At 73.2% G+C, this 10776-nt stretch carries 13 protein-coding genes; 10 read left to right on the top strand and 3 right to left on the bottom strand.

Going from position 1 to position 10776, the window contains the following annotated elements; translation table 11 throughout:
* Positions 1 to 322 (bottom strand): RsbRD N-terminal domain-containing protein (locus VR44_RS25350; RefSeq protein WP_045949904.1); only part of this gene is annotated, 322 nt, incomplete at its 3' end.
* Between the two features lie 128 nt (positions 323 to 450).
* Between VR44_RS25350 and VR44_RS25345 the strand changes: the two genes are divergently transcribed.
* The 8 genes from VR44_RS25345 (at position 451) to VR44_RS25310 (ending at position 7786) form a co-directional block, all read left to right on the top strand.
* Positions 451 to 1014, top strand: a complete 564-nt coding sequence (locus VR44_RS25345; RefSeq protein ID WP_045949903.1) for a TetR/AcrR family transcriptional regulator — start codon at positions 451 to 453, stop codon at positions 1012 to 1014.
* A 193-nt stretch (positions 1015 to 1207) separates the two neighbouring features.
* Positions 1208 to 1639, top strand: coding sequence for a hypothetical protein (locus tag VR44_RS25340; RefSeq protein ID WP_045949902.1), 432 nt, complete (start codon positions 1208 to 1210; stop codon positions 1637 to 1639).
* A complete protein-coding gene (locus tag VR44_RS25335) occupies positions 1636 to 2421 on the top strand; it encodes a hypothetical protein (RefSeq protein ID WP_045949901.1) in 786 nt (261 codons plus the stop codon). The genes VR44_RS25340 and VR44_RS25335 overlap by 4 nt, the downstream gene beginning before the upstream one ends.
* 71 nt (positions 2422 to 2492) lie before the next feature.
* Positions 2493 to 2930, top strand: coding sequence for a roadblock/LC7 domain-containing protein (locus VR44_RS25330; RefSeq protein WP_245692189.1), 438 nt, complete (start codon positions 2493 to 2495; stop codon positions 2928 to 2930).
* A gap of 58 nt (positions 2931 to 2988) precedes the next feature.
* The gene (locus tag VR44_RS25325) at positions 2989 to 3363 is read left to right on the top strand and encodes a hypothetical protein (protein WP_045949900.1); all 375 of its coding nucleotides are present in this window, start codon (positions 2989 to 2991) and stop codon (positions 3361 to 3363) included.
* A 197-nt stretch (positions 3364 to 3560) separates the two neighbouring features.
* Positions 3561 to 5396, top strand: a complete 1836-nt coding sequence (locus VR44_RS42945) for a glycosyltransferase family 2 protein (protein ID WP_052713819.1) — start codon at positions 3561 to 3563, stop codon at positions 5394 to 5396.
* 267 nt (positions 5397 to 5663) lie between these two features.
* Positions 5664 to 7145: a CDP-glycerol glycerophosphotransferase family protein gene (locus tag VR44_RS42935; protein ID WP_052713817.1), complete on the top strand. Its 1482-nt coding sequence runs from the start codon at positions 5664 to 5666 to the stop codon at positions 7143 to 7145.
* A 131-nt stretch (positions 7146 to 7276) separates the two neighbouring features.
* Complete coding sequence (locus VR44_RS25310) at positions 7277 to 7786, top strand: VOC family protein (protein ID WP_045949899.1); 510 nt, start codon at positions 7277 to 7279, stop codon at positions 7784 to 7786.
* Here the strand turns inward: VR44_RS25310 and VR44_RS25305 are convergent.
* Positions 7783 to 8505: an SIR2 family NAD-dependent protein deacylase gene (locus VR44_RS25305; protein WP_045949898.1), complete on the bottom strand. Its 723-nt coding sequence runs from the start codon at positions 8503 to 8505 to the stop codon at positions 7783 to 7785. The genes VR44_RS25310 and VR44_RS25305 overlap by 4 nt on opposite strands.
* Before the next feature lie 186 nt (positions 8506 to 8691).
* Here VR44_RS25305 and VR44_RS25300 point away from each other — a divergent pair, with 186 nt between their 5' ends.
* Both VR44_RS25300 and VR44_RS25295 read left to right on the top strand, forming a co-directional pair.
* On the top strand, positions 8692 to 9174 hold the full coding sequence (locus VR44_RS25300) for a hypothetical protein (RefSeq protein WP_045949905.1): 483 nt from the start codon (positions 8692 to 8694) through the stop codon (positions 9172 to 9174).
* Positions 9175 to 9196: 22 nt separating this feature from the next.
* Positions 9197 to 10039 (top strand): GNAT family N-acetyltransferase, encoded by an 843-nt coding sequence (locus tag VR44_RS25295; protein ID WP_045949897.1) that lies wholly within the window; start codon positions 9197 to 9199, stop codon positions 10037 to 10039.
* Between the two features lie 83 nt (positions 10040 to 10122).
* Here the strand turns inward: VR44_RS25295 and VR44_RS25290 are convergent, their stop codons facing one another.
* Positions 10123 to 10566, bottom strand: a complete 444-nt coding sequence (locus tag VR44_RS25290; RefSeq protein WP_045949896.1) for a subtilase-type protease inhibitor — start codon at positions 10564 to 10566, stop codon at positions 10123 to 10125.
* Positions 10567 to 10776: the final 210 nt, after the last annotated feature.

The following is a 10776-nucleotide window of genomic DNA, read 5'->3' as shown; positions in this document are numbered from 1 at the left end:
CCGCCTCGGTCAGGCACTGCCACACCAGCCGTCCGCCGTACCGGTAGGTGCGCCGCAGGGGGTCCAGCGGCAGCCCCTGCCCGGCCCGCAGCGCTCCGGCGGCCCGGGCGTCCGCCACCTCGACCGGCTCCCCCCGGGAGGCGCTGACCAGCCCCTCGACGGTCCGGTGCAGGGTCTCGCGCATCCGCTCGCGCACCGCGGCCCGGCCGAGCGGGGCGGCGTAGGCGGGGTCCTCGGCCAGGGTCCGGTCGGCGAGCCGGTCCGCCGCCAGGGCGATCCGGCGGCCGAGGTCCTCGCGTATCTCCTCGACGATCCGCTCCATGACGGGCAGGGTGACACGGGGGAGGGGGCGGTGGGGAGGGCCCGGAGCGGGCAGGTCCGCTAGCGTGTTCGGAGCACTGCGGGCGCAGTGCTCCCACCCAGCCGCTCGCCAGACCCCAGGGACCGCCCATGCGCCAGAATCCGGAACGCCGGGCCGCGCTGCTCGACGCAGCCATCGAGGTCCTGGCCCGCGAGGGTTCCCGGGGCCTGACCCTGCGGGCCGTGGACAAGGAGGCCGGGGTCCCCACCGGCACCGCCTCCAACTACTTCGCCCACCGCGGCCAGCTGCTGTCGCAGATCCTGCGCCGCACCCGCGAACGCCTCGCCCCGGACCCGGCCGAGACGGCCGGCCCCCTCGACACCGTGGAGCTGCTCCGCCGGCTCCTCGGCCGGCTGCGGCGAGAACCCAGCATCCAGACGGCCGTCCTGGAGCTGCGTCTGGAGGCCACCCGCAGACCCGAACTCCAGGAGGAGCTCTCCGCGTTCCTGGCCGCCGAGCTGGAGCCCAACATCGCCGGGCACCTGGAGGCGGGCCTGCCCGGCGACCGGCAGGGCGTGGAGCTGCTCTACTTCGCCATGCAGGGCCTGATCGTGGACGACCTCACCGTTCCCGCCCTGCTCGACGCCCACCCGGTGGAGCCCCTCCTCGGGGTGCTGGTGGAACGGCTGCTCCCGGCCCGGCCCGCGGACTGACCGCCACGTCCGCACCGATGACAGTCTTGATCAAAAACGGACGGGTTCCGGCCAAGGTGCCGTGCAGGACCGCGCATGTTCCAGCGGAAAATGCCAGAACCCCCTTCCACAGTGTGGAACTTGAGTAAGTTCCCTCCTGTCACGCCGTACGACGACCGTGCGCCCAGCACGTTCGGCCGGGAGGGGAGCCCGCGTGCCCGGGATCGACGAATGCCTGCTCGAAGCCATGGCCCTGCCGGGTGCCCGGGGGGCCGCGCTGGTCGACTGGAGCAGCGGACTGGCCCTCGGCACCGCCGGGGAGTCCCCCGTCGGCGACCACGAGACCACCGCCGCCGAGACCGCCGAGCTGGCCCGGGCGGCCGCCGAGTACGAGTCCTTCGCCCAGCCCGCCCCCGCGGCCCCGCCGGCCGCGCCGGGCCCCGCGGGCTCGACGGGCGGGCCCGCGGGCCTGCCCGTCGAGGACCTGATCGTCACCACCCGGACCGGCTACCACGTGCTCCGCTTCGTCGAGACCAGCTTCGACAGCAGCGTCTTCCTCCACCTCTGGCTCGACCGCGCCGAGGGCAACCTCGCACTGGCCCGGCTCAGACTCCGCACCCTCGCCGAAGGGCTGGTGCTCCGGTGACCTCCGTTCCCGTACCGGGCCTCGCCGCCGTCTCCCCGCTGCTGACCCGGCTCGCCGCCGAGCGGGCCACCGGCGCCCTGCTGCGCGACCGCGGCACCCTCTTCCTGGAGGACGGCCGCATCGTGCACGCCGAGAGCCCCTCCACCCCGGGACTGGACGTGCTGCTCACCACCGGCGGGGGCCTGGCGCCCGAGCGCTGGAACGAGGCCCTCAGCGAAGCCGGGGCCACCCGGCAGGTCGCCCGGTTCCTCGTGGACAGCGGGGGCCTGGCCGGCGGGGAGATGGAGATCTGCCACCTGGCCGCGATATTCGACGCCGCCTTCTTCGCCCTCTCCCCGGGCAGCGGCCCCTCCCGCTTCCGCCGCGGCGCCACCCACTGGATCGGCTCCATGCGCTCCGTCCCGGCCGCCGCCGTGGAGCGGGAGACCCGCCGCCGCCGCGAGCTGCTCGACGCCGTGTGGCCGTACCCGCAGCTCGACACCGCCCCGGTCGTGCCCCGGCCGGCCGCGCCGGGGCAGATCGTCACCGCCCGGCAGCGGGCGCTGCTCGCCCGGGCGGACGGCGTACGGACCCCCGCCGACCTGGCGTGGGTGCTGGGCCGGCCCGCCTTCCACACCCTGCTCGACGTACGAAGACTGGCGGCCGCCGGGCTGGTCGAGACCCCGCACACCCGGCCGGCCCCGCCGCCGGCCGCACCCCTGCCCGACTGGATGACCCAGGCCCAATCCCCGGACGTGGCGCTGCTCCGCCGGTTACGCGACGCACTGGAGGCAAGCCTGTGAGGCTCCCGCTGCGACCGGTTCTGCGAGCCGACCGTTCCGAGCGGAGGCCGCCCGAAGGGAGGAAGGCCGATATGAACACCGCGATGGTGCCCGCCGAGGCCGAAGCCGAGATACTCGCCGAGCTCCGCCGGCTGCGGGCCCGGGTCCCCCAGCTCAGCGGGGCCCTCGCCGCCAGCGCCGACGGCCTGGTCCTGGCCCAGGACAGCGCCGCCACCGAGGCCGAGTCCGTCGCCGCCCTGACCGCCGCCGCCCTCGGCGTGGCCCAGCGGCTGAGCGACTGCACCGGCCAGGGCGGATTCCGTGAACTGCTCGTCCGCGGCGAGCACGGCTACGTCGCCACGTACGCCGCGGGCGAGGCGGCCGTCCTCACCCTGATCGCCGAGCCGCGCGTCAACGTCGGCCGTCTCCACCTGGAGGCGCGCCGCTCCAGCGTCCGGATCACCGAGCTCATAGAGCACAGCCTGGGCCGCCGGTCCGGCCCCGAGGCGCCGGCGGCGGACCACACGTGACCGCTCCCGGCGGAACCGACAGAACAAGCCAAACGCAAACGACTGCAAAGGAAGCCTCATGGTCAACGTGGAAACCGCCCTCAAGGAAGCCACCACCACCATCGAGGGCGCGATCGGCGCGGCCCTCGTCGACTACGGCAGCGGCATGGCCCTCGGCCACGTCGGCGGCGGCAAGGACCTGGACCTGACGGTCGCCGCGGCCGGCAACACGGACGTGGTGCGGGCCAAGGTGCGCACCATGGAGATGCTCGGTCTGAAGGACGAGATCGAGGACATCCTGATCACTCTCGGCAGCCAGTACCACCTGATCAGGCTGTTGAAGGGCCGCAACAGCGAGGGCTTCTTCCTCTACCTCGCCCTCGACCGCGGCAGGGCCAATCTGGCCATGGCGCGCCACCAACTGAAGAAGATCGAGGAGAGCCTGGAGGTCTGACGGCTGCGGCGGCGGCCCGCGGAGGGCCGTGACGGCACGGTGGCGGGCGGCGGAAATCTTTGCCGTCCGCCCCGGCGGGCCGAGCGAAATGTCCGAGATTGGGCCAGCTTTATCATCCTGTTACAGAGTAAGATGCTGTAATTGGCTGATCATCAACCCGGTCGACAAAGATAAAAACGCTGGAGAACCCGTCACCCATGCCCCCGCGCCTGAGCATCGTCGTGCCCTCCTACAACGTCGAGCTCTACCTCGACGAGTGCCTGGAATCCCTTGCAGCTCAGACGTTCGACGACTTCGAAGTCGTCATCGTCGACGACGGGTCCACGGACAGCAGTGCCGTCATCGCCAAGGCCTTCGCTGAGCGTGACAAGCGCTTCCGAGTGGTCCTCCAGGAGAACGCCGGCCTCGGTGCCGCGCGGAACGTCGGCTTCCGCCACGCTTCGCCGGACAGCGAGTACCTGGCCTTCGTCGACAGCGACGACACCATGCCCGCGGACGCCTACCAGAAGCTGATCGACGCCCTCGACGAGAGCGGCTCCGATTTCGCCGCCGGCAACGTCAAGCGCTTCCGCTCCGTCGGCATGCAGCAGTCCTGGGGCCACCGCGTCGCGTTCGCGAACACCCGGCTGAAGACCCACATCTCCAAGTTCCCGGCGCTGGTCACCGACCGCACCGCGTGGAACAAGGTCTACCGCCGCGGATTCTGGGAGGAGCACGGGTTCCAGTACCCCGAGGGCATCCTCTACGAGGACGCCCCCGTCAGCATCCCCGCGCACTACTTCGCCAAGAGCGTCGACGTGATCAGCGACTGTGTCTACCACTGGCGCGTCCGCGAGACCGGAGAGCGCTCCATCACCCAGCGCTCCACCGACCCGGTCTCCGTGATCGACCGCGTGACCTCCGTACGCCTGGTCCGCGAGGCCCTGCTCGGCAAGACCGGCGAGAAGTACGCCCGCTACCTGCGCGACTACGACCACAACGTGCTCAGCGAGGAACTCCCGCTCATCTACAAGTACGTCGCCGAGGGCGGCGACGACTTCCGCGCCGCCTTCGTCAAGGAGGTCGGCGGCCTCATCCGGGAGATCGGCACCGAACCCTGGAGCGACCTCACCGTCGCCGACCGCCTCAAGGCGTACCTGGCCCGCGAGGGCCGCGTCGAGGAGTTCATCGGACTCCTGCACCACCAGCGCGACTTCAGCTACAGCGTGCCGGTCAAGGGCCTCGCCCGCCCGCAGGCCGACTACCCCTTCCTCAAGGCACCCGTCCCGCCCAAGCTGCTGACCCTCGGCCCGCGCGAGCGCCGCGTCGTCAGCCGGCTGGAGCAGGCCGCCTGGAGCGATGGCAAGCTGCTGCTGCGCGGCTACGCCCTCCCCGGGCACATGGGCGCCGAGAGCCGCCTGGGCTCCCGCAAGATGCTGGTCTTCCGCGAGCAGGGCAAGCGCCGCCGCACGGTCGTCCCCACCCGCACCGTGGCCTCCCCGATGGCCACCGTGAACTCCCCGCACCTCGCCCTGCGGCACGCCGACTGGGCCGGGTTCACCGCCGTCGTCGACCCCACGGTCTTCCAGACGGGCGGCAAGTGGCGCGAGGGGATATGGACCACCTCGATCGCCGTCACCGGCCCCGGCGGTCTGCACCGGGCCCGCCTCAAGGGCGGTGAGCACGACAGCGGGATGAACCCGCCCGCCCACTGGGTCACCCCCGACGTCCGCGTCCTGCCGACCGTCGCCGGCGCCCTCACCGTCCAGGTCGAGGTCGTCCGCGCCCGCGTCCTGGACGTCCGCCCCAGCGGCGACGACGCCGTCGAGCTGACCGGCGAGCTGGCCCCCGGGCCCCCGGGGCCGGCGAGGGCGTCACCCTGCGCGCCGAGCACGCCGCCAGCGGCTCCGTCCTGGACGTCCCGCTCACCCTGGGCACCGCCCCGGCCGGCGGCCGCGTCCCCTTCACCGCCGTCGTCCCGCTCGCCGGACTCGGCGCCGTCGCGCCCGCCGTGCGGCAGCCCGGCGAATGGACCCCCGAGGCCTGGACCCTGACCGTGGTCCGCGCCGACGGCACCCGCCACCCCCTCGTCCACGACGAACGCGGCGGCTTCACCGGCCTGGCCGTACCGCTCCGTACCGCTCCCCGCCGAGGGCACGGACCTCGCCGTCTTCGCCAAGCGCGCCAAGAGCGGCCACCTCGTCCTGTCCGTCCAGCCCTCCCCGCCGCTCGTCGACACCGTCTCCGCCGAGAACGGCACGCTGACCCTGCGCGGCACCTTCCACGCCCCCGCCGGCAGCGCCGACGAGCCGTACGAGCTCGTGCTGCACGACCAGTACGGCACCGAGTTCAGCTACCCCGTCACCCGCGACGGGGACCGCTTCGAAGCCTCCTTCGAGCCCGTGCTCCCCGAGGCCTACGCCGGCCGCACCACCCTCCCGCAGGGCCGCTGGTGGCCCACGCTGCGCCCGGCGAGCCAGGGCGGCACCACCGCGGGCCTGCTCGGCGTCGACCGCGGCGCCCCGGTCCAGCTCATCGCACCCGCGCTGAACACCGGACCCCACCCGGTCACCGTCCTCGGCCGCCGCATGCGCGTCGAGGCCCGCTTCCACGACCGGATGGCGCTGGTCAGCGACCCGCTGCTGAGCCCGCACGACCGCTCCCGCTACGCCCAGCGCGTCGCCCGCGACGAGACCTACCCGGCGCAGCGCCGGCTCCCGGTCAAGGACCTCGCCGTCTACGACACCTTCGGCGGCAACGGCGCGGGCGACGCGCCCCGCGCCATCCACGAGGAACTGCTGCGCCGGGGCGAGAAGCTGGACCACGTCTGGCTGGTCCGCGACGGCCGCGCCGAGGTCCCGCCGACCGCCCGCGCCGTCCAGTACGACAGCCTGGAGGCCTGGGAGGTCCTGGCCCGCGCCCGCTACTACGTGGTCAACGACAGCGTGCCGAGGTTCTTCCGCCGACGCCCGGGCCAGACCGTCGTCCAGACCTGGCACGGAACGCCGCTCAAGCAGATCGGCTACGACTACGTCCACGACTACTACACCAGCCCCGAGGTGCTGGAGGGGCTGGCGCACGACAGCGCCCAGTGGACGCTGCTCGCCTCCCCGAGCTCGTACGCCACGCCCATCCTCAAGCGGGCCCTCGGCTACGAGGGCGAGGTCATCGAGTCCGGCAGCCCCCGCACCGACGCGCTGGTGCGTCCCGACGCGGAACGGATCGCCGAGGTCCGCCGCCGGCTCGGCCTGCCCGAGGGCAAGAAGGTCGTCCTGTACCTGCCGACCTGGCGCGAGAACCGCGAGGGCTGGAGCGGCGGCTACAAGCTCGACCTGCAGATCGACCTGGACGCGGCCCGCCGCGAGCTCGGCGAGGACCACGTCCTGCTCGTCCGCGGCCACCACCTGGTGGGCGAGCAGCTCCGCGACGGCGTGCGCGACGGGTTCGTCCTGGACGTGTCCCGCTGGCCCGACACCACGGACCTGCTGCTCGTCGCCGACGTACTGATCTCGGACTACTCCTCCGCGGTCTTCGACTTCGCGCTGACGGACAAGCCGATCCTGCTGTTCACGTACGACCTGGAGCACTACCGCGACACCCTGCGCGGCTTCACCTTCGACCTGGAGGAGAAGGCCCCCGGCCCGCTGCTGAAGGACTCCGCGAGCCTGATCGAGGCCGTCCGCGACGCCGACGCGGTGGCCGCCCGGTTCGCCGAGGCACGGGCGGCGTTCCGCGCCGAGTTCTGCGACCTGGACGACGGCCACGCCGCGGAGCGGGTCGTCGACCGGATGCTCGGCAAGTAGCGGATAGCCCGAACGGGTGAAATGACGGACCGGCCCCGCGCCCACCGATGAGTTCGGGGCGCGGGGCCGGTCCGTATGTGAGGGGAGGCCGGCCGGCCTCCCCTCACCCCCACCGCCCGGAGGCAGCGGACATGACCAGCAAGGGCTTCACCACGTGCCTGTGGTTCGACGGCGACGCGGAGGCCGCCGCCGACTACTACCTGTCCGTCTTCGAGGACGGCCGGATCCTGCGCACCGCCCGCTACACCGAGGCGGGCCCGGGCCCGGCCGGCGAGGTGATGGTCGTCGAGTTCGAGATCAACGGCCAGAGGTTCATCGGACTCAACGGCGGCCCCCAGTTCCCCTTCACCGAGGCCATCTCGTTCCAGATCCACTGCTCGGACGAGGCCGAGGCGGACCACTACTACGCCGCGCTCACCGGCGACGGCGGGCAGGAGTCGGCCTGCGGCTGGGTCAAGGACAGGTTCGGGGTCTCCTGGCAGGTCATCCCGCCGGGTGCCATCGACCTGATCAGCGACCCGGACCCGGGCCGGGCGGCCCGCGCCACCGCCGCGATGCTGAAGATGAAGAAACTCGACGTGGCGGCCATGCGCCGGGCCGCCGACGGGGGCGGGGCCCCGGAGGAAGAAGGGAGCGTCTAGGCGAACCGGGCCAGCAGGGCCGGGAGGGCGGTGCCGATCGGTTCGCGGATCACCTCGGCGGCGAGGGAGTCGTACGGAGTCTCCTCCGCGTTCACGATGATCAGCCGTGCCCCGGCCTCGGCCGCCATCCCGGCGAGGGAGGCCGCGGGCTGTACCTGGAGGGTCGTCCCGACGGCGATGAAGACCTGGCAGCCCTTGGCCACGGCCACCGCCCGCGCGAGCACCTCGGGATCCAGCCGTTCCCCGAACATCACGGTCGCCGCCTTGAGGATGCCCCCGCAGGCCGGACAGGCCGGATCGGGCTCTCCGGCGGCGACCCGGGCCAGGGCCTCGTCCATCCCCGAGCGGGCACGGCAGCCGGTGCACACCACCGACCGGGCCGTCCCGTGCAGCTCGAACACCTTCCGCTCGGGCATCCCCGCGAGCTGGTGCAGCCCGTCCACGTTCTGCGTGATCACCCGCACCGGGGTGCCCGCCCGCTCCAGTTCCGCCACGGCGGTGTGCGCCGCGTTGGGCCGGGCCCCGAGGGCCCCGATCTCGGCGCGCATGAGCCAGGAGCGGCGGCGGACCTCCGGATCGGCCATGTAGTACTCGTACGTCACGAGCTTCTCGGCCTCCGGATCGCGCCGCCACAGGCCCTGCGGCCCCCGGTAGTCCGGAATCCCGGAGTCGGTGGACATACCGGCCCCGCTGAACACTGCGACAAGCTGCTTCCCCATGCGCCGACCCTAGACAGGACCCGCCCGGCCCGCGAACGAATTCCGTCCCCAGGACGTGACGGCGAAGCAGCCGGAGCCGGTCGGCGCAAGCGGAGGGGCGTTTCTGCGGTGAATCTCCACGCCCAGCGGAGTGAGAACCGGCCGCGCCCCCGGCAGACCGGCCGGGCCGCCGGTTACATACCGGACATGACGCTCACCCCGCACCGCTCCGGCGCCCTGCTGCTCGCCGCCGTGTCCGCCCTGATCCCCCTGGTCGCGTCGTCGGCACCGGCGGCCGCCCTCGCCGATCCGCATCCCCACCGGCACCAGAGGCACATCCCGGACGATCCGCAGCCCCGCTGGTACCAGAGGCACACCACGGAGGAGATCACCCGCTTCCTGCGGACCTTCTACGGCAGCCACGGCCCCTCGGAACAGGACCGGGCCCAGCGGGTCTCGCAGCTGCTCAAGGACAAACAGGCGCACAGCCCGGAGACCGACGTCCTGCTCTGCCGTCCGGGCACCCCGGAGTCCATCACCGTCGGCCAGGCCACCGCCGCGCCGTCCGCGTTCGTCGGCTGGGCCACGGTCACCACCACCTGGGCCTCCGGGGTCACCGACACCTTCACCGCCTACGTCCGCACGGACTCCCGTCCGATCACCCTCGACGACGTGATCTGCGCGGGGTGATTTCCGGGGTAGAACAGCCGGCATGACACGTTTCGAGATCACCGGCGCGAGCGCCGCCGACATGGAGATGCTGCGCACCTGGGCCGATGAGGAGGGCTGGAACCCGGGGGACAGCGACCGCTTCGCCTTCGCGGTCGCCGACCCGGAGGGCTTCCTCGTCGGCCGGCTCGACGGGGAGCCGGTCGCCTGCATCTCCGCCGTGCGCTACGGCAGCGGCTTCGGGTTCATCGGTTTCTACATCGCCCGCCCCGACGTGCGCGGCCAGGGCTACGGGATCCAGCTGTGGCGGGCCGGGACGGAACGCCTCAAGGGGCGGCTCGTCGGCCTGGACGGGGTGGTCGAGCAGCAGGACAACTACCGCAAATCCGGGTTCCGTTCCGCCTGGACGAACATGCGCTACGAGGGCGTCCCGCGGCCCGGCGAGGACTCCGCGGTGGAGATCGTGGACGCGGCCTCCCTGCCCTTCGCCGCGCTCGCCGCCTACGACCGGGCCTTCTTCCCCGAGGCGCGCGACGCCTTCCTGTCCGCCTGGACCGGCCTGCCCGGCCGCACCGCCCTCGCCGCCGTCCGCGACGGGCGGCTCGAAGGTCTCGGGGTGATCCGCCCCTGCAGCGGTGCCGCGCGGATCGGGCCCCTGTACGCGGCGACGCCGGAGGTGGCCGCCGCCCTGGTGAGGCGGCTCGCCGGGCACGCCCCCGGCGGGGAGGTGGCGGTGGACGTGCCCGGCGTGAACCCGGCCGCGGCCGCCGTGGCGACCGGGCTGGGGCTGGTCCCGGCCTTCGAGACGGCCCGTATGTACACCGGCCCGGCGCCCGAGCTGGACCTGTCCGGGCTGTACGGGGTCACCAGCCTCGAACTGGGCTGACGGGCCGGGGCCGAGGGGGCCGGGCGGCGGTCGGCGGCGCCGCCCGGCCGGCCCGCGGGGGTGTCACCCGCCCGCGGGGGGTCTCAGATGCCGAAGAGGACGCCGCTGCTGCTGCGCAGCCCGCAGGGGTTGCCGAAGGTGTAGGTCCAGCTCATCCGGCGGCCCTGCCACACCCCGTCCGCGGTGACCGTCACCGGGTTCCACTCCCGGGTGCAGGCGGAGTCGGGGCGGGGGGCGGCGAGCGCGTCCAGCGAGGCGGCGTTCGCCTTCAGCTCGGCGCAGGCCGCGGCCGGGGAGGGGTGCGTGCCGCCCGGGCGGGGCGCGCACACGAGGGTCACCGCGCGCAGCACGGTCCCGGCGGCGGCGTCCTGACCGGCCGTCACGCTGACGACGAGCGCGGAGGGGGCGTACAGGGTCTGTGTCCCGGTCGGTGCCGCGTCGGCGGCTCCGGTCCCGGCCAGGGCGGTGAGGGCGGTGAGCGCCATTGCTCCGGAAGCCAGTCCCAGACACCTGGTGATGGACCGCATTTCGAACACTCCTCGGGTCGGCGTTGCGGATAGCGGACGCGAGTCTTGCCCATCCGATGCGGGAACGCCCGTTCGTACCGCCATTTCTCGTCACCGTTCGTGAGCGCATGAGTGCAGCCCGCAGTCGCCTCCGTCGTCGTGACCTGTGAAGGAGGGATTCCGGGAAACGGCCGAACACGCCCCCCGCCCGGGACCGGCGTGGGGCCGGTG

Origin of the sequence: Streptomyces katrae (assembly GCF_000966975.1) — a bacterium.
Classification (GTDB): Bacteria; Actinomycetota; Actinomycetes; order Streptomycetales; family Streptomycetaceae; genus Streptomyces; species Streptomyces katrae.
Note: the sequence above shows the minus strand (reverse complement) of the source record. Positions and strands in the feature narration are given on the sequence as shown.